Origin of the sequence: Leptothoe sp. ISB3NOV94-8A (assembly GCF_043421595.1) — a bacterium.
GTDB lineage: Bacteria > Cyanobacteriota > Cyanobacteriia > Phormidesmidales > Phormidesmidaceae > Leptothoe > Leptothoe turfae.
Window position 1 is genome coordinate 3,370,997 of sequence record NZ_JAXSQW010000001.1, and the last position, 18,717, is coordinate 3,389,713.

General features: G+C 48.5%; 19 protein-coding genes. 12 read left to right on the forward strand and 7 right to left on the reverse strand.

What is annotated here, in order from left to right:
* The first annotated feature begins 39 nt into the window (after window positions 1–39).
* Window positions 40–1,638 carry an NAD(P)H-hydrate dehydratase gene (locus SPB21_RS14270; protein ID WP_499866972.1) on the forward strand — a complete coding sequence of 533 codons (1,599 nt, stop codon included), beginning with the start codon at window positions 40–42 and terminating at the stop codon, window positions 1,636–1,638.
* Window positions 1,639–1,664: 26 nt separating this feature from the next.
* On the opposite strand, the gene SPB21_RS14275 is transcribed toward SPB21_RS14270, so the two are convergent.
* Window positions 1,665–2,756, reverse strand: a complete 1,092-nt coding sequence (locus SPB21_RS14275; protein ID WP_163665458.1) for a calcium/sodium antiporter — start codon at window positions 2,754–2,756, stop codon at window positions 1,665–1,667.
* A 236-nt stretch (window positions 2,757–2,992) separates the two neighbouring features.
* Here SPB21_RS14275 and SPB21_RS14280 point away from each other — a divergent pair, with 236 nt between their 5' ends.
* Window positions 2,993–3,556, forward strand: a complete 564-nt coding sequence (locus SPB21_RS14280; RefSeq protein WP_163665460.1) for an Npun_F5749 family FMN-dependent PPOX-type flavoprotein — start codon at window positions 2,993–2,995, stop codon at window positions 3,554–3,556.
* Between the two features lie 42 nt (window positions 3,557–3,598).
* On the opposite strand, the gene cysE is transcribed toward SPB21_RS14280, so the two are convergent.
* The gene (gene cysE, locus SPB21_RS14285) at window positions 3,599–4,363 is read right to left on the reverse strand and encodes a serine O-acetyltransferase (protein WP_163665462.1); all 765 of its coding nucleotides are present in this window, start codon (window positions 4,361–4,363) and stop codon (window positions 3,599–3,601) included.
* Between the two features lie 413 nt (window positions 4,364–4,776).
* Between cysE and SPB21_RS14290 the strand changes: the two genes are divergently transcribed.
* From SPB21_RS14290 to SPB21_RS14305, 4 genes are all read left to right on the forward strand, one after another.
* Window positions 4,777–5,685, forward strand: coding sequence for an alpha/beta hydrolase (locus SPB21_RS14290; RefSeq protein WP_499866973.1), 909 nt, complete (start codon window positions 4,777–4,779; stop codon window positions 5,683–5,685).
* A 122-nt stretch (window positions 5,686–5,807) separates the two neighbouring features.
* Window positions 5,808–6,809 (forward strand): glycosyltransferase family 2 protein, encoded by a 1,002-nt coding sequence (locus SPB21_RS14295; RefSeq protein ID WP_250564992.1) that lies wholly within the window; start codon window positions 5,808–5,810, stop codon window positions 6,807–6,809.
* A gap of 93 nt (window positions 6,810–6,902) precedes the next feature.
* Window positions 6,903–7,607, forward strand: coding sequence for a TVP38/TMEM64 family protein (locus tag SPB21_RS14300; protein WP_499866974.1), 705 nt, complete (start codon window positions 6,903–6,905; stop codon window positions 7,605–7,607).
* 12 nt (window positions 7,608–7,619) lie between these two features.
* Window positions 7,620–9,317, forward strand: a complete 1,698-nt coding sequence (locus SPB21_RS14305; protein WP_499866975.1) for a glycosyltransferase family 39 protein — start codon at window positions 7,620–7,622, stop codon at window positions 9,315–9,317.
* Between the two features lie 8 nt (window positions 9,318–9,325).
* Here SPB21_RS14305 and SPB21_RS14310 read toward each other — a convergent pair whose 3' ends face one another.
* Window positions 9,326–10,159, reverse strand: coding sequence for a 3'-5' exonuclease (locus SPB21_RS14310; protein WP_499866976.1), 834 nt, complete (start codon window positions 10,157–10,159; stop codon window positions 9,326–9,328).
* A gap of 107 nt (window positions 10,160–10,266) precedes the next feature.
* On the opposite strand from SPB21_RS14310, the gene SPB21_RS14315 reads away from it, so the two are divergent.
* Together SPB21_RS14315 and SPB21_RS14320 are read left to right on the forward strand one after the other, a co-directional pair.
* A complete protein-coding gene (locus tag SPB21_RS14315; protein WP_163665472.1) occupies window positions 10,267–10,518 on the forward strand; it encodes an AbrB/MazE/SpoVT family DNA-binding domain-containing protein in 252 nt (83 codons plus the stop codon).
* A gap of 99 nt (window positions 10,519–10,617) precedes the next feature.
* A complete protein-coding gene (locus SPB21_RS14320; RefSeq protein ID WP_163702392.1) occupies window positions 10,618–10,962 on the forward strand; it encodes a type II toxin-antitoxin system PemK/MazF family toxin in 345 nt (114 codons plus the stop codon).
* 97 nt (window positions 10,963–11,059) lie between these two features.
* Here SPB21_RS14320 and SPB21_RS14325 read toward each other — a convergent pair whose 3' ends face one another.
* Complete coding sequence (locus SPB21_RS14325) at window positions 11,060–11,614, reverse strand: Uma2 family endonuclease (protein ID WP_499866977.1); 555 nt, start codon at window positions 11,612–11,614, stop codon at window positions 11,060–11,062.
* A gap of 263 nt (window positions 11,615–11,877) precedes the next feature.
* On the opposite strand from SPB21_RS14325, the gene SPB21_RS14330 reads away from it, so the two are divergent.
* The 3 genes from SPB21_RS14330 to SPB21_RS14340 all read left to right on the forward strand — a co-directional run bounded on the left by SPB21_RS14330 (window position 11,878) and on the right by SPB21_RS14340 (window position 14,038).
* The gene (locus SPB21_RS14330; protein ID WP_499866978.1) at window positions 11,878–12,153 is read left to right on the forward strand and encodes a hypothetical protein; all 276 of its coding nucleotides are present in this window, start codon (window positions 11,878–11,880) and stop codon (window positions 12,151–12,153) included.
* Window positions 12,154–12,218: 65 nt separating this feature from the next.
* Window positions 12,219–13,412 carry a caspase family protein gene (locus SPB21_RS14335; protein WP_499866979.1) on the forward strand — a complete coding sequence of 398 codons (1,194 nt, stop codon included), beginning with the start codon at window positions 12,219–12,221 and terminating at the stop codon, window positions 13,410–13,412.
* 416 nt (window positions 13,413–13,828) lie between these two features.
* Window positions 13,829–14,038 (forward strand): hypothetical protein, encoded by a 210-nt coding sequence (locus SPB21_RS14340; RefSeq protein WP_163665480.1) that lies wholly within the window; start codon window positions 13,829–13,831, stop codon window positions 14,036–14,038.
* A gap of 215 nt (window positions 14,039–14,253) precedes the next feature.
* On the opposite strand, the gene SPB21_RS14345 is transcribed toward SPB21_RS14340, so the two are convergent.
* Window positions 14,254–14,970, reverse strand: coding sequence for a hypothetical protein (locus tag SPB21_RS14345; RefSeq protein ID WP_499866980.1), 717 nt, complete (start codon window positions 14,968–14,970; stop codon window positions 14,254–14,256).
* Between the two features lie 324 nt (window positions 14,971–15,294).
* On the opposite strand from SPB21_RS14345, the gene SPB21_RS14350 reads away from it, so the two are divergent.
* Window positions 15,295–15,729, forward strand: a complete 435-nt coding sequence (locus tag SPB21_RS14350; RefSeq protein ID WP_499866981.1) for a hypothetical protein — start codon at window positions 15,295–15,297, stop codon at window positions 15,727–15,729.
* A gap of 449 nt (window positions 15,730–16,178) precedes the next feature.
* Here the strand turns inward: SPB21_RS14350 and SPB21_RS14355 are convergent, their stop codons facing one another.
* The gene (locus SPB21_RS14355) at window positions 16,179–17,837 is read right to left on the reverse strand and encodes a calcium-binding protein (RefSeq protein WP_163660909.1); all 1,659 of its coding nucleotides are present in this window, start codon (window positions 17,835–17,837) and stop codon (window positions 16,179–16,181) included.
* Between the two features lie 289 nt (window positions 17,838–18,126).
* Window positions 18,127–18,609, reverse strand: a complete 483-nt coding sequence (locus SPB21_RS14360) for a hypothetical protein (protein WP_499866982.1) — start codon at window positions 18,607–18,609, stop codon at window positions 18,127–18,129.
* Window positions 18,610–18,717 lie beyond the last annotated feature (108 nt).

Here is an 18,717-nt window from a genome sequence, read left to right on the forward strand (position 1 = left end):
ACAATAAAAACTGAGACATTCACTTCAAGACATACAGTCATGAAACCTTCATATCCCGATGAAATGAAAAAACAAGGCAGCAGCCCCCATCGCCATTCATTCTGCGTTACATCTAAACAGATGCAGGCCATTGAGGCTCAGCTCTTTGATGCAGGCTTTCCCGTGGCAGCCCTGATGGAAAAAGTAGCGGGACGCATTGCCGACTATTGGGCACAGCACTGGGACCGCTCTTATGAAGTCGGGGTTTTGGTAGGCCCCGGTCACAACGGTGGCGATGCCTTGGTGGTGGCCCGTGAGCTACACCTGCAAGGCTATGGGGTAAAAATTTACGGTCCTTTTGAGCGATGCAAACCGCTGACCATGGACCATGGTCGTTACTGTCGTAGCTTAGGGATTCCCTGGTACCAAACATGGAGTGAACTGGAGGCTAACCTGGGCCAGCGCTGTCGCCTGCTTGATGGTCTGTTTGGATTTGGCCTCAGTCGCCCCATTAGCGAGGAGGTCGCCACAGCGATCACCAGGATTAATCACAGTAATATGCCCGTTGTGAGCATTGATCTCCCGTCTGGCATCCACACCGACAGTGGAGAAGCATTAGGAATAGCTGTTAAAGCGGACATTACCCTCTGCCTGGGACTCTGGAAACGTGCCTGCTTACAGGAAATAGCTCAACCTTATTTGGGACATACGGAGTTGATTGACTTCGACATCCCTTTGGCAAACATTGAAGCTGTGCTGGGGGTTACACCAAAGGTACAGCGTTTAACACCTGGGCGGGCACTGCGGACCTTACCCCTGCAACGGTCTCCTGTGGCCCATAAGTATACTGTGGGGCAACTGTTGGCCATTGCTGGCTCCAGACAATATGCAGGGGCTGCACTGTTGACGGGTCACGGTGCCATGGCCAGTGGTGTGGGCATGGTGACCCTGGTTGTGCCAGAGACTATCCATCCCTCAATGGTGGCCCAGTTGCCAGGAGCCTTGGTAATTGGAGCGGAGGAAACAGCAACAGGTGAAATAGCCACGCTGCCGCCGTTAGACCTGGACCGCTATGACACCATCGCCTGCGGACCTGGATTGGCTCAGGTTGACTGGCTATCTGACATTTTGGCCAGTTCTCCCCCCCTGCTCTTGGATGCCGATGGGCTCAACAGTACCACCGCTGAGCAACTAACAAAACGCCTGGGACCAACTGTGATCACCCCACACCCCGGCGAATTTAGACGACTCTTCCCAGAACTTATTAGCGGTCATGATGGTGCGCTTCAGGCAGCCCAGCAGACTGGAACGACGGTCGTTCTTAAGGGCGCTAAGGTGGCCATTGCCAGCGGCGATCGGTTATGGCTTAACCCCCACAGCACCCCAGCCCTGGCACGGGGAGGCAGTGGGGACGTTTTAACAGGCTTAATGGGGGGGCTAATGGCTCAGAAAATAGCTGATGTCAACCGTGGGCAACGCCAGAAAAGTACCCCGGCAAACTCGACCGATGCTGTTTTAGAGGCCGCTATAGGCGCAGTCTGGTGGCATGCGCAAGCGGGTCTTTATGCTGAGCAACAACGCACGGTTCTAGGGGTGGATCCACTACAGCTAGCCCAGTCTTTAGATCCCGCTCTGGCAAATTATTTAGCTAACAAATAATTGTTGACCATCTGGTGATAACACTCCTACAGGCCCTTTGATTTGGAAGAGTTCATGCGCGATCGCAACGTAATTGCCATTAAACCAAGAATTGTCAGCGGCACAATTACATATTTGAGGGCAGAGCCAAACATCACAGTGCTGCCATGCTCGGTTGATTTCATCACCAGATATAAGGTGTAGGCCAAATAATAAGCCAACAGCAATACCCCTTCCCAACGACTCACCAAATTGTCGTTAAAACAAATTGGGAAACACATGATCGCGACTCCGATCATGACTGGAATATCAAAGGCTAAAACCGATGGCTCAATGGCAATACCGTTGGGGGATAAGGCACTTGTAACGCCCAACACCACCAAAATATTAAAAATATTACTGCCCACAACATTACCCACGGCAATATCTCGCTCTCCGCGCAAACTCGCCACAATCGATGTAGCCAGCTCAGGCAACGACGTCCCAAAGGCCACAATCGTTAAACCAATGATGATGGGATTCACCTCCAGGGCCTCGGCAATGGTCACAGCCCCCCTTACTAAGAGCTGTGAACCCACCACCAAACAAGCCATCCCTCCCAAAAAAGCCAGGAATTCTATACCAACCTTAGACCAGGCAAATTCTCGAGGACCGTACTCTTGGGCATACTCATCCTGAACCTCAGGGTTCTGCTCACGACGACTTTGAAAAAGCAGAAAAAACGTATAGCTGAGACCACCTAACACCAAGACAACACCGTCAGATGTGTCAATAAATCCATCCAGGCTAAACAAAAAAACCAGACCGGATACCCCGATCATAATCGGTACATCCAGGCGGATTAGCTGCTGGGCAACGACTAGAGGGGCAACCAGGGCAGAGGCTCCTAAAATCAGCAACACATTGCAGATATTACTGCCAACCACATTCCCTACAGCCAGCTGCGTCTGATCATTAAATGAAGCGTGCAAGCTCACAGCAAGCTCTGGCGCACTGGTGCCAAAGGCAACAACTGTCAAACCAATCACCAGAGGAGAGATGCGCACCATAGCCGCCAGGTTGGAAGCTCCCCTAACTAAAAAATCTGCTCCAACCACCAGGAAAACTATCCCCAGTATGAGAAATACAGTGGCAGTCATGGCCCTACAGGCTATCTCCTTTCATACGTCTTTCTGTTAATTTATTCTTTCTAACCGGCCCCCTGGCCATCGATTTGAGTGTACCGGCTTTATTCGATACTATGCCGAGAGTTTGTTCTAATCAATGTACCTACAGGTATGAATAATTACCTAACAATCATTATTGTGCCGCCTACTAAGCAATGGCACAAACGAATAATCGCTGTAAATCTTGCCAACGAATCCACACATCTACTATGACGCTAGCCCCATGGCGACCCGCCTTAGCTCGAGCTCTTCATCGCAATCGTGCGCGAGCAGATTGTCGGTATTTACAGCTAGCAACCATTAATACAGAGGGTAAACCCTCTAATCGTACCGTAGTTTTTCGGGGATTTGTTGAAGAAGCCCTACAAATGGTCACCGATGGGCGTAGTGAGAAAGTCCAGCAAATACAAATGAATCCCTGGGCCGAAGCATGCTGGTATTTCACCGTGACTCGCGAACAATTTCGTTTGGCAGGTCAACTCACACTGATTGGCCCAGACAACGATCCAGGAGATTTACGCCAAACGGCCTGGCAGACAATGTCCGATCAGGCCCGCCAACAGTTTTATTGGCCCCAGCCAGGGCAAAACAGATCAAACGCAAACGCATTTGAACCAACGACTGTATCCATGGAACACCCAACCGATAGTTTCTCTGTACTGTTGTTAACCCCTGAACATGTTGACCATTTAGCCCTACGCGGCCATCCCCAAGATCGACATATCTATGAACGAGGGGCAGGAGAATGGACAGTCCAGGCAGTTAATCCTTAAGTAATGGCAGCGTGAGCCTTGGACAATGAAAGGTCTGACCCACTAGCCCTTAGGGCAGCCGTCTAAAAACTCTTCGATGGCGCGATCCTTTAGCCGACAACAGTCACCCTCATCTTGGTCGTTCGGCTGAGCAGCGCTCGACAGCATAGTCACTGGCAAAGCTGGAGCTTTGGGCGGCTGCTGTAGTTGAGCGATCTGACGCTCTAGGGTTTCAATCCGATCGACTAAGGTGCGAATAACAGCAGCCTCAGAGTCAGGTAGCTGACCATGTTCCAAGGGGCCGGGACGGTTAGAAGAGCGGTGTACAACACGCCCAGGCACACCCACCACCGTGCAACCAGAAGGAACATTCCTGAGCACTACAGAACCAGCACCCACCCGAACATTATTACCAATTTGAATATTGCCAAGCACCTTAGCACCTGCCCCCACGACGACCTGGGTACCTAGGGTGGGGTGACGCTTGCCGGTTTCTTTACCGGTTCCTCCCAGGGTGACTCCTTGATAAATCAGAGAGTAATCTCCCACGATAGCTGTTTCACCAATGACCACACCCATACCATGGTCAATAAAGACGCCGCAGCCAATGGTGGCTCCTGGATGAATCTCAATACCCGTGATCAGACGCGCTACATGGGATACAAACCTCGGTAGAAACGGTAGTCCCAACTTCCACAGATTATGGGATAGGCGATAAAGCAATAAAGCATGCAGGCCCGGATAGCAAAACAGAACTTCCAGTGCATTACGGGCAGCTGGGTCCCGCTCAAAAACCACTTTAAAATCGGCAATAAAAGTTTGTAACACGTAGACGTCCTCAAAGGTGTTAATGCGTTGCTAAATCGCTGTATGTGTTGAAGATGTAGGACACCTGTCCATCTAGAATCAGAGTTTCCTAGCAGCGAACATGTTATGTATCAGCTGGGATGTGGCTTAAGTGGCACAATCGACAAATGTCATAACAGAACCATCCAGTAAGATTGGCAACAACGTAATAGAGTCTTTGCTAAAAATGTGACGTATATATTAACTTGCGCTCCGCAACTAGCATACCTCAGGGATAGATATTGAATCTGAGTGTTGGCTTAATTACAATTCCAGCGCATTTGCTGGCCCCCAAGCCTTATTGGGATTGGGGATCAGTGGCTGAGGCGGACTCTGCTCTGTTTGGAACCAGAGATATCGTTTGACTGAAAATCGTTACAAGATGGGGTTAAGCCATGGTGGATACTCAATCTTTGCCGTTTATTCTTTTTGTCCAACACGGTTGGCACGATACCCATCGTCGTATTCATCGATTGGGGCTCTCCTTAGCCGATCCAAACACAGAGGTAATCGCACCTAATCTAGGGTTAATTAAAACCTGGTGGCGGATTGACCCACTGATTGCTCAAGTAGAACAAGTTGCGATCGCAACCCATCAGCACCACCCCAACCGTCCCTGGCGCATTGTTGGTCACTCCATGGGCGGATTAATTTGGCTAGAGTTGCTCGAGCGCCATCCCGAATGGTGGTCTCACGTCAGTTCAGTCAGCCTGGTGAGTTCACCGGTTGGAGGTGCTGACCTGGGGCGCATTTTTGACCCATTCCGATGGGGTATTGGCATCGCTAGAGATTTAGGCACTGACCGCCGTCAAATGGCTGAAAATCTGGCCCGTCACATCCCAATGCAAACCATTGCCAGCGATTACGATGGTGGCAGCGATGGCACAGTTCCCCTGCAGTGTTCTCAGTTTCGCCATGCCCACTACACCCAGCTCCAAGGAATTCGCCACGACAATACCAAAGACCATCCCGACGTCACCACAGCCATCCAAAATTTTTGGAGCATACTGCCCAAGGCTCCAACTGTGCCAGAGGATCCGTTAGAAGACACCATTATCGCCCAGATGCAAGCAATCCCTGGCATCACTGACGCCCACCACCGCAATTTTAATCGGTCTACTATCTGGGCTACCTTAACCCATGGGTTCTCCCTGCGCATCTGGCGTCATCCCCTGAGCATTCACCATGTTTTTCTAGCCGATGCTCAACAGCGTTGTCGCTTTGCTGGGTTTGTCGGCTGGGCTGACACCCAAGGCTTATATCAAAGATTAGCGATGATTAAACAGCGGCACTGTAAACAGTAGCTAGTGCCTGCTTGCTGCCATGGCACATTGATAGCAGAAGCCATGCCGAGGACTATACTAGCTTCTATGCCATTGCAGCAATGCCCATGCCCCACACTCAGAGTGCGTCTGGCGTAGTTTCCATGAATTCCGTCACAGTGTCGGAGCGATCTTCCAAGCTACCGCCTGAGCTACCAAGCCCCGAGCTATGCCCCGAGCTATCAATTATTGTCCCGCTTTACTGCGAAGAGTCTAACGTCGACCATTTGTTTGCACGGCTAGAGCATGTCGTCCATGGCTTAGGGACAAATTACGAAATTGTCTGTGTTGATGATGGCAGCAAGGATAATACCCTGCTGCGATTGATTGATCACCATCACCGTAACCCTGCCATTAAAGTTGTGGCCCTAGCCCGTAACTTTGGCAAAGAACTCGCCCTCACTGCGGGCATTGACTATAGCAAAGGCAAGGCCGTAGTCCCCATCGATGCCGATTTGCAAGATCCTCCCGAGTACATTCAGGACCTGATGGAAAAGTGGCGAGAAGGATATGACGTTGTCTATGCAAAACGCCGCCATCGCCAGGGAGAAACCTGGCTGAAGAAATTCTCAGCCAATGGGTTTTATCGAGTCATCGGCAAAATGAGCCAGGTGCCCATCCCTCAAGACACCGGGGATTTTCGGCTCATGGACCGTAAGGTTGTAGATGCCCTCAAACAGCTATCCGAGCGTACTCGATTTATGAAAGGGTTATTTGCCTGGGTGGGCTACAAGCAAACGTATATTACTTACGACCGTGACCCGCGCCACAGCGGCAACAGTAAGTGGAACTATTGGAAACTCTGGAACTTTGCCATTGATGGCATTGTGTCCTTTAGCTCCACACCTCTGAGGATATGGGGCTACCTGGGGGTGATGATTTCTGTTATCTCCTTTGTCTATGCATCGTTTTTAGTCATCCGCACCCTGGTGCTAGGCATTGATGTACCGGGCTATGCATCGCTCATGGTGGCAATTTTGTTTCTGGGGGGCATTCAGTTAGTTAGCCTCGGCATTATTGGCGAGTATCTAGGTCGCGTATATGAGGAAGTTAAACAGCGCCCCCTATATTTAGTACGGGAGTTCTATGGAGAGCAAATAAAATAAACCCTGAATATTTCCCGTGGCCAATTGTAGCGACGTTCCATGGAACGTCGCTACAATTGGCCACGGGGTTAGAAAACCATAGATGGGCGATCAATGGCTAACTTCAAACGCCTGGTTTTAATCATGGCCCTAGTCTGCATTGCCGCAACTGGGGTTGCCATATTCTCCCTAGGAGGTATAGATCCTGTGTGGCTACAAACCAGCCTCGACCGGGCAGGCCTGTGGGGACCTATTTTTTACATCGTGATCTACACGGTGGCAACGGTATTGATATTGCCGTCTACTGTGCTCAACCTGGCGGGGGGAGCGTTGTTTGGTCCCTGGTTAGGCTCGCTATGGACAACCATTGGAGCGTTGATAGCCGCCATGGTCGCCTTCGGCTTTACCCGCACCGTGGGGCGAGAGCTGGTGGAAAAACGACTGGCTGGTTACTGGCAAACCCTTGATGCCGAAATTCGCCATGGTGGCATGGTTTACATATTCTCCATTAGACTGCTGCCAGTCATTCCCTATGGTTTGGTAAATTTTGCTGCAGGTCTTACATCCATTAGCTGGAAAGACTATGTGGTCGGAACAACCTTGGGCACACTACCAGGGGTATTACCCTTTGTGCTGTTGGGCAGCTCTGGCCTCACACTTTCCCAAACTGGAGATCTGGTGCCTCTAGTGATAGCGTTGACCTTAATTGGCATGCTGGTGGGTGGAGCCACCTGGTATCGAAGGCGACGGGCAGTGCCCAAGGCAGTGCCAACCGTCCCAGCTAACAGCTCAACCAACAATCAGAATCGGACCCCTTGAAGGAGACTTCCTGTGTCACAGAGTCCTATGTCTTCAGAAACTAATTCTCTTCGTAGACTGACGGGTTTAAGCCAACAGATACGGATTGAATGGATATTGATGGCGGCCATTGCGATCGCATGTCTGATTCGAGTTATGTACGTGGGTGCGCGAGAATTCTGGTACGACGAAGTCTTATCATTGCTGCTATCCACCTCCCAGCGCACCGGCTATAGCAACCCGCCCGATATCCCCATTGCACTGGCCGATTATGGCAATCTGCTACAGCTGCCACCTTTCAGTGGTGCCAGTGATTTCATCAAAGCCATTAAACCCCTATTACAAGGGTTAGTCGGGCGCGAACCCCATCCCCCGCTTTTCTTTTTATCTCAGTACCTGTGGCTACCCCTGACAGGCACACAGGAAATCGGTGTACGCAGCCTCAATCTGTTGTTGAGCCTGGGCGCAATTTTAGGAGCCTATGGCATGGGCAAAGCCCTCTTTAACCATCGAGGAGGTCTGATATTAGCAGCCCTGTTGGGTTTAAACCCATTTTTTTGGTTTCATTCTTTAAATGTGCGCATGTATTGCCCAACAGTGTTGTGGGTTACCCTGGGCGGTTGGGCAGCGCTACAGCTCTGCAATCAGTGTTTATCTCGCCCGGCACGATGCGGATGGTATCTATTACTAACACTGTCGGTAACAGCGGGAGTTCTGACCTATTATCTCTCAGCCCTATGGTTTATGGCCCTGGGCTGCGTGATTCTCATCCAAGACCGTAAACGCTGGTGGCAGTATGGACTGTGCGGACTCGGTGCCCTTTGTTTAGCAATCCCCTGGGCCTATTGGGGTCTGCCGCAACAGCTCAGAAATGTAGACCTCAATCGATTTTCCACTAAAAGTACTTTAGTAGAAACCATCACCCAGCATATTCAAGGTTTACTTGAAGTTCTAGGTATTCAACTGATTGTGGGAGACTGGGCAACCAGTTTACCCATAGCTATTGTTTTAGCCATGGGCGTCGTCGCCATCTTTTTGTTAGCTGGGATTATCTGGCACCTATGGCGTTTATTGAGGCAAGAGTCTCCCGCATTACTGATCACAATTCTTATATTAGGGTGCTTACCCCTATTGCTGATGCTAGGGTCCGACATCTTATCAGGCAAGTCCACCTTAGCCTGGGGGTTTGGGCGCAGCGCTATTTTCATTTTGCCAGGTCTGTTGCTGATGGTTACGGCCTGGTTACTAAATCTACCTAACACCTGGCAAAAGCTAGTTCTGCTAACCATCTTAGTTATGTATCTTGGCCTCAATGTCGGCGATATGGCTGGCCGTAATCGTCAAGTATTTCAACAAATCGCTGCGACAGCAACAGCTTCAGATTCCACCTTAATTGCCATGAATTCTAAGGCATGGGGCCATGTTTTACGGCTGGTGTATTACTTGCCAAACGACACATCTATAAACCTGTTAGCGACCCACCCAGCGATGCTACCTGAGTCATTAGAGACGGTTCTCGCTGATGGTAATGAGACCTATGAAAGAGTTGTATGGCTAGAAGCGGCGAGACCTGTATGGCAAGCACCAAAAGACCCAGCAGAGACCACAAAGATTCGGCAAGATGTTGAACAACTCTTGAGCATTGACTATCAGCCCGTAGGCAACCAAGAACTTGTGGGCACCATGGAATTAGACAGATTTAGTTTAAATGTTTACGAGAGAATGCCTTAGCTTGATTTTCAAGATTCTTCTAACATCGACAATTGTTCACCCTGTTGAGCATAGAACACATCTTCCACATCACCGCGACGAAACAGGGGCTGCTGCTGACGTTTAGATAAACGATGTTCCAGTCCTGCCTTAATTAGCAAATCCAACGCATCTTTTTTGCGTTTCCCCAAAATCACCGCCGCATCTTGGAGACGAATCCATTGTTGACGAAATAGCCCTAAGATTTTCTCTTCAGATTCTTGCTGAATCAGGGTCAACAATATCTCGGCCAGGAGCCAGCAGGCTTTAGTATCGGCTTTCGCCCGGTGAGACGTACCCACATCAAAATTAAAATGTTTGACTAAATTGGGCAGACTGCGGGAGGGTAAATCTGCCAGCAATAGCCGGGACAGTAAGACGGTGCAAAAGCGATGGCTGGGGGGACGATAATAGTGAACGTCTAAACGCTTATATTCGGATTGGAGAAATCCGTAGTCAAAGTCCAGATTATGGGCAGTGAGCACATCCTGGCGCAGTAGGTGTTCGTAGTCGGCCCATACTTCCTCAGGGTAGGGGGCCTTGCTGACCATGGCGGTGGTAATGCCGGTAATTTTGGTAATGAAAGGCGGCACCTTACCGGTGGGGTTAATTAGGGACGTTTCTTGCTGGAGGATGCCGTCGGTCAGATTGGCTTTGATGACGGAAACTTCGATGACGTTGGACTTGTAGGCGACAGAGCCAGTGGTTTCGACATCGACAACAGTCAGGGTGGATTGGCTTACCCGCCGGTAAAAGGCCAGCAGTTGTTTGGAAAGAAGGGAGGATTGACCCTGGTATTTTTTTCCCGACGGTTGAGCGGCCATGGTTGGGAGCGGCGACAGCGTTAGTTATTGTAGCGCTATGGCTATGGTCTAATTTTGATTAGTCGAGCTACTATTATACAAAGTATAATTATAAAGTGTTTTACGCTATGGAAATTCAGCTTAAAAAATGGGGCAATAGTTTGGGGTTTCGAATTCCTCATCAGCTGGTCACCCGCCTTGGTCTGGATGAAAACTCTACCTTGGAGGTTCTTGAGGTGGATAATACGTTGGTGATCAAGAAAAAGAGTAGCCCGCCTAGTTTAGATATTTTGCTTGCCAGTATTCCTGATGATTTTGCTTATCCTGACGATGTGGTTGATTTTATAGGTGGTGAGCCTACGGGACAAGAATTGATTTGATCAGAGTCTTGGCAAATGGTCAATGGTATCGCGGGGCATCCACAAGGGAGTGCCCCTACAGGAATTGGGGGGTATGAATTTTAATGTGGTGTAGCAATTATGGATATTCAGCGGGGTAATATTCTTTGCGTTAATCTAAATCCGACTACGGGGCGTGAGCAAACGGGTAATGCTCGTCCTTGTTTGGTGCTTAGCCGTACTCAGTTTAATCAGGCGAGAAAAGGAATTGTGATTGTTTCTCCGATTACGAGCACGATTAGGCCCGAGATTAAGACGATGATTACTATCCCTGAAGGTTACAAAATTCAGGGATCTATTATTGCTGAGCAGGTTCGGACGTTAGATCTGAGTAAGCGTTGGTGGAAGCCTACGGGGGAGAGATTGCCGGAAGAGTTTGTTGATTATGTAGTTGCGACTCTCAATATTATTATCGGCAATGATTAGGGTGAAGGTTTGCAGTTTTATGTTTCCTGCCAACGTACCTTTCGACTTCGCTCAAGGTACACCTATGATTTCGCTCAAGGTACGCCATACGGATTAATCAGACAACACTGGTGCCTCGATAGAGTTCTTCAATGGACAGCTCCAGGTTAATGCTTTTGAGGGTAATCTGTTCTCCGATGGTATAAATGGTGGTTTTCCATTGCTCGCCTATGCGATGACGGCATTCGACTTGCATGATGTCTTGGTCAATCAAGACGTAGTCTTCTAAGGAAGCTATTAGGGCGTAGTCTTTGAATTTATCACCTCGGTCGAAGTCGGTGGTAGAGGGGGATAAGACTTCAGTGATTAATTTGGGATGGCGTTTTACATAGCGATCTTCTCGGTCTCTTGGATCGCAGGTAACAAAGGCATCTGGGTAATAGAAAAAGGCATCGGCATAGTTGACTTTGACGTCACCGGAAAAGAATTGGCAAGTGCCATCGCGCAGGTGCAGGTTTAGGGCAGTGAGAAAGTTAATGGCAATGCGGCTATGGTCATCGCTGCCGCCTGCCATGGCATAAACCAGGCCCTGGCGATATTCGTGGCGAATCGCGTTTTCGTGCTCCAGGGCCAGGTATTCTTGAGGACTAAAACCAGCGGGAACTGCAATCATAATGACTACCTTTTGTCGTTATTATTATGGCGCAAAGCTGATAAAGCAATGGCGAGTACGTTGATTCTATTAAGGTAATGCTACAAATCTGAATAGCGGCTTTTGATTTGGCTAGAATACTGCGGTGGCAACCAAGATACCCCGCTATGGCTGATACGATTTTGCTGACGATTGACTGGCGTGAGGCAAATAGTGATATGCCCGAAGAGCAGCAGGAAACGCTAACCCAAACGGTGTTTTAGGAACTGCGGGCGTTAGATGAGGTGGAAGATGTGCAGCGGGTGGCGGACCCGGAGATGCCCGACGGGGGCATGGGTGCTAACTGGCTGTGGAGTGTTTTGACAGCAAAAATAACCGTTGAGGGGATTAAGCAGGTGTGTCAGGATGCTTATGAACGGCTACCTGGTAAGCCGATTGAGTTTACCCTGGAAGTCGATGGGAAGAAAGCCAGCATTGGGGCGAAGAATGTCCGCCCGGATAACTTTGATGAGACGCTTGAAAAACTGGTTGCAGCGGCGCAGAAACTACAGGATAGTTAATCAAAACAGTGGGGAATTGGCTGGTTTAGGGCTGAAAGAACTGGAAGGTGCTGACTGCTGGGTGAATGGCTAGAAAAATTGCATTGCTGATTGGTGTTGGGGAGTATGGCAATGGGCTAAAGCCATTGCGATGTCCGGCTAATGGTGTGAATGCAATGCAAGAATTGCTGGAAAATCCTGAGATTGGTGGCTTTGATCAGGTGGTGCCGCTGATTAATCCGGATGTGGGAACGATGCAGGCTCGCATTGGTGAGGTGTTTGGTCAGCTGTCTAAAAATGACCTGGTGTTGTTTTATTTTACGGGCCATGGCATTAAGGATATGTCTGGCAACTTTTATCTATCAACAACACAAACTCAGCTATTTAAGAGTGGCAGCCTAAACCCTGGTACAGCTGTTGCAGCAGACTTTGTTAAACGGGTGATTCGTGGCTCGTATGCTCAGCGTAAGGTGGTGATTTTAGATTGTTGCTTTGCCTCCGCCTTTGCCGAGGGCATTACGGAGATGGACGATAATAGCATTGATGTGGAGACCCAGCTGGGGGGTAAAGGCTGGTGTGTAATGACGGCATCGAAATCTACTCGCTATGCTCTGGAGCAAGAGGGTGAAGATTTGTCGGTGTATACCCGTTATTTGGTAGACGGGATTAGAACCGGCGGTGCAGCCTCCGATGAACAGGAGCGGATTTATATCAAGGATTTACATAGCTATGTGCAAACCCAGGTAAAAGCAGCTGCACCAGCCATGGAGCCTGCAATTTTTAATGGTTTGGACGGGACAAAAATTGCTATCGCCAAAATACAGGTGGATAGTTTACAGCGCTATCGGAAACAGGTACAGCGCAAGGTGAGAAACGGTCGAATTCGCCCTGCAGCCCTTGCGAATTTAAAACAGCAACAAATTCGACTGAGGGTTTCTGATGAGGATGCGGCTGCAATTTTAGAAGAGGTGTTAAAGCCTTATCGGGAAAAGGCTAAGCATTTGGAAACTTATAAACAGGCGCTGATCGCAGAAAAAGAGTTTGCCTATCCGTTGGATGATGAGGCGATTGAGGAACTGGAGGAGCTAAAGCGTCAGCTGAACTTACGGGATGAGGATGTAAGGGCAACTGAGAAAGAGATTTTAGGTGATGGGTTAAAACAGCAACTGACTCAGCCACCAGACGTTTCACCTGCTCCTGCACCAAAAGTTAAACCTGTAAAAACCACTAAAGCTCAGAAATACCAAAGCAGACGCACTCGCCAACGATCAGGGGCTTAGCAAGGGCGACTTATATAGAGATTGTTTTTTGGATGGCCTGGCGGTGCAATTTGAGAAGTACACCAAGCCTGAAGTTTATAAAAAGGTGCGAGATCGCAACCAGTCCACTGACGACAGCGAAAAAGGCTAACCCCCACCCCACCCACAAAAAACCTGGGAGCCAGTCAACCCCCAGGCGAAATGCGTAACATGCAGCCAGAGCGCGGTGACACCCCTGGCTACGTAGCCTAGGCTACCCAAAGTAACCCGCTATACGTCCTATAGTATGACAGTCATTTACCATCTACAGTGTCAACGCCCGGTTCACGCTGGGCGTTTTTTGTGTCCAAAGTCCTATGTGGGTTGGGTCCTCAGCCTCAGGAAACTGCGGGCAGCTTTGCCTAGGATATGGCCATGGCAGTAGATCGTGGTTTCATATGCTTGAGCAGCAGCCTAATTCAATCGAACAGACTTTGGTGCAGTCCCTCAGCTCGGAACAGCTGCAATTGGTTGCCAACTGGCTAGAAGTCGAAAAGCTGATCAGGATCAAAGAAGGCTACAGGCATTCAGACTTAACCTGGTCGCTGAACTGGATGGTCCATAAGCTGCGTACATTAGCGCAGTCGCAACAGGCGATCGATCTCTGAGTGTTTGGCTGCTCTCTCCAACAACAACCCCCAAGCACAGTGTGTGTTACAGCAGCCAGAGCAGGGAAGTCACTCCGGCTGCAACTAGCCTACCCAACCGACTAGTCTATGTCCTATAGTACGATCAGTTTACTCACTTAGCTAGATCTAACGCCCGGTCCTGTGCTGGGTGTTTTTTCTGTGCGTGGGTCAGTCAACTAGATCAGCCAGTTGACTCACGACACAACGGCAACATTTGAAACATTGAAACCCGAAAATTTTACGTCCGCGTCCAGCTCTGCTTGAAGTTCTAGAACTAGGCCTGGTGCTGAACCAACCTGTTTATTTAGCTGGATTGGAACTGTCTGATTAACTAGTCGACCCACTTCTTCAAGATAAGCATCCGCTTCGTCAACTTGGTCGGTATAAATACAGGCACTCCTTAAACCGACGATCCCCTTGTCTTTTGTGTTTGGCACCATAAAAGGTGCGTACTTCTTTTCTGCTCCTTTGTCATATTGGATGATACCAAGCTCGATCCGCGTTCCAGGAATTTTGGGTAAAAGCATGAATCGCCAGGGGAGCTTTTTCTCAAGTAAACCAAACATCCACTTAAAACATGTTCTTTCAGGCTCGTTGACAAGGATATTTGCACCTTTCAAGTTTTTGTACAGCTGATGGATGTCTTCATTGACTTTAAAGAAGACGCAGTAGACACCTCGTTCACCTTGGGCATGACGTGCAGCCCACTGAGGTTGCCAGAGATTATTGGAGCTAAGAATATTGACAATTTCGAAGTATTGTTGCCCCACCCAAATGTTCGAGACTTGAAAGCCTTTTGCCGCCTTGCCCCAAGTAGGTTCAAACGGTATATCCAGCCTATCTAACTCAGCTTTCAAGGTATTAATTTCCTCAAGGCTTTCGACATGAACGACTATATGGTCAAGTATCATTCAGACTCTTTCCTAAGGGACTTAATGTGGGGTTTAATACAGGTTGGCGTTTGCTCCATAAAGTATGTATTAGCACACAACGCTCTTATCCGTTAGGGCGTTATTTTTTCATAGAAAAATCCCTCGGTCATTACCAGCCGAGGGACACAAAGGACATGAATAAGTGCATTTAGATAGAGTCCGGTGAACACCCTAATATGTAACATTGACTACCGAATGCTTTTAAAAGTTGCAAAGGAATGCTCAATAGATAGTATTGAGGGGGTTAGCTGAAAGTATCGAATACTCAAGACTGGCCTGCTCGTTGAACACACTCCGGTACCCTTGGATACAGTTTCACAAGGCATTACGATAAGAACCCTGGCAGTTATCGCTTTGTTGTCAGTGCTCACTGTTGCACCCCACACCTCCGTTCGTGCCTGCTACATGGATATGGGAGGCGAGCGGATCGATCTCAGCCATATATGTGTGGATGGATCTGCACCGACTGATGATGATGAGCCCAAGACCCCTGCCAGAGATGAGTTAGCAACCTTCCAAGTGCTTCAGATCAATACCGATGGTTCAGCGACAGGACGGGTAAGTTTCAGCCGGTCTACGCCAGAAGGGACCACTGTTTGGGCCTATGTTGTCTTCATGGATGGAGCCTGGCTCTACGTTGGTCGGGCTACCCGCACCCGAGACCAACGTAGGGTGGAAATTCAGTTTGCTTTGCCCCCTGGGACTTTGCTTAGCGAAGTTGAGGGCGAGGCGAGATAGGGCGCTGAACAATGCAGATATTACACTAATGTCACACGCAACCGTAACATCACTGATTCGTTGCCAGGGCTATGCACCAGGGGTTCGATTCCCTAACTGTTATGGACTTATTGACTGTAGTTTGCTCTAGGCATCTTTTGTACGTGAAGGATTTGCCTAGAGAGTAGGGCAGGGGCAACTGTCCTGCTCTCACCTCATCTGTACTAAGGCTGATGTTGATGGGTGGGAACTACAATGTACGTTAGTACGTCATGGTAGTTAAGAGTAAAACGTATAGTTGACCTGCCCCCTCTGGTGACCAATCGGCCAGAGGGGTTTTATTATTCAGAACCTGCTTCTAGTCCCCTGCTACTCTGCGGGGTTGGGTGCGTTACTGATGCCAGTAATGCGTTGCCGAGGTGTTACTGCAAGGTTTTCAATGTTCATAGCTCCCCTGCTCTCTGCAAAAATCAGACAATCTCTACTGTGTTGACATCAAAGTTCGAGACACCTTCTAAAGTTGCCACATGAAAGCCTGCGGCACCAGAGCCCCACGAAACAACAAGCAAAAGATTGCTATTTGCACTATCAAAATACAGATGAGGACGATCACCCGAAGAACTGCCAAGGTCAAACTGAATCACATCACCTGCATTGGCATTAAAGTCCTTAATGACGTTTCCTGTCGTCTGACCTAAGCCTTCCACAATGTCTGCTTCGGTAAAGACAAACGTATCAGCGCCATTGCCGCCATAATAGGTATCTCGGCCTAGACCACCCTTAAGCACATCGTTACCACCCCTGCCGCGTAATATGTCATCACCGTCTAAGGCATTCAATATCTCGTCACTTGAAGTTCCGGTTAGGATATCGTTACCTGAAGTGCCCGTTAGGGTAACGGAGTCTAGGTGATCAACAGTCAAGATTAAATCATTATTCTGCTGCACTAGCTCAAAGTTTTGACTCGTTGTATCAAAGCTATCTACCACGGCAGCTGCCTCATTCATCAAGGCGGTATCGATGGTAAGACTACTGTTCGTGGTCACATCAATCAGGGTAAATTCACCCTCTGTCAATGTCGATAGATCTCCAAAACTGATTGTGCCGCCCTTAAGCGCGACATCTTTAGTCACTGAGAGCAGAGGTGTATTACCAGGATCTAAAAACTCAAGTTCTCCAGTATTGTTAAGGGTAAATTTACCCTCAATCATCATTTCTTCTGGTTGAAAGAGACCGGATTGAATCGATAAATTGTTAACGACAAATTTACCCGCCCCTTTTAACGTTCCGTCGCCATTTGAAAAGGAGCCATCGAACCTACCATTGGCGTTATCAAAAGTACCACTCCCATTGGAAAAATTACCATTGAAAGTGCCGTTAGTATTATTAAACGTGCCGCCTTGATTGTCGAATATGCCATAAGCCTCAACAAAGCCATTAGAATTGTCGAATATGCCAGAATTATAAAATCCTGTTGGTTTAACTGGCACGGGGCGACCTGTTCTGCCATCCATTACGGTCCATCCTCCCGTGTGGCTCAGACCACCTTGTAGCAGTTCTCCTCCTGAGTTTATAAAGGTTCCAGAGTTTTCGAAGGTACTTATATACAGTGACAGCAAACCATTGGAGTTATTAAACTCGCTATCAGACTCATTAATAAACCTGGAGTAGGACAGATACAGTCCCGGCGTGTCGAAGAATCCACTACTGGCTGATGATGAGCCATCGTGGCCGATACTGCTGTTAATGAACGTAGCACCAAAACTATTCTTAAAAAGTGAATAATCCGATAGATATGTAGTTCCACCAGAATTATCAAACGTGCCTCCCCAGTTTGTGAAAAAGAGTGGTAAAGCATAATTTACCGAAGAAGAACCAAAGTTGTAAAAAAAGCCTCCATTCGCGTTGGAAAAAGTACCACCCAGCATCCCAATTGTCGTTTCTCTAGCGTCAAAGTCTCCGCCTTCATTGTTAAAGGTTCCGTCTATGCTGTATATGTCACCCCAACCAAGAAAGGTTCCGCCTCTATTGTCAAAGGTTCCGTTATTATTTCTGAGAGTTCTATCGTTAAGATCGAAAGTCTTATTTTGGTTGTTGTAATAGCTATCTGAGTTATTGAATTCAGCCATTGTTCTTGCCTCTCCTAGTCTTGTGCATTGTGTTAAAGGAGAGTTTTTCTCGCCTCTGGTATTACCATCGCAAAAATGCACGGCAGGGAAAAGACCGAAATGTTCAGGTTTATTCAGGTAAATGTTCAGATTTATTCAGGTCTGATAGGACTGAGTGATCCACTACTCAACGTTCTGTGATCTAGCGCATACTGAAACTAACGTTCTGTCCTAATTCCCATACTTGACACCTATTAATTTCCCACATCTCTCAACTTTCTCCGAACCCTAGCTCTGGTGCCCCGGCAATTCAAAAGCTCGTAATCCTGGGAATAGATATTACAACCAGCACTACAACCTTAGAGAGTCCGTCGTTCAACACCTTGAGCACACGGGTACAACCCAATGCATTCTCTTGCACCACAAAGCCAATCCCCGATTCTTTGAGTCTGAATAACAACTCAGGATCATTGAGTTCAGTGGCCACTCTCTTCTTCTGGATAGCTTCAATGTTTCGGTCTATCCGCCATCGGTTATTAAGTCGTCGTTTAATGGTAGATTGCGATCGCCCAACGGTTTTAGCAATACCTGCGACTGAAGCACCTGGAATCTGAAATCCATCGTTTACCACTGCCATGCCCTTTGCCCCTGGGAAACTGTCAGAGGATGCTGCGTCGTGTGGATCAAAAACTGATTTCTTCGCCTGGCCCTTCTTGGCTTTCTTGGCTGCCCAGTATGCCTGTCGTTGTCTGTACTCGGCTTCTAAGGCTGTCGCTAATGCTTTGCTACCCATGCGGGTGAGTTCGATAGGGGAACGTCTGCGATCGCCCCCAACCCATCCACACCCAATGCACAGGCCACCTTGGCAATACCCGATAGATAAAGTTCTACTCCAGCCTCA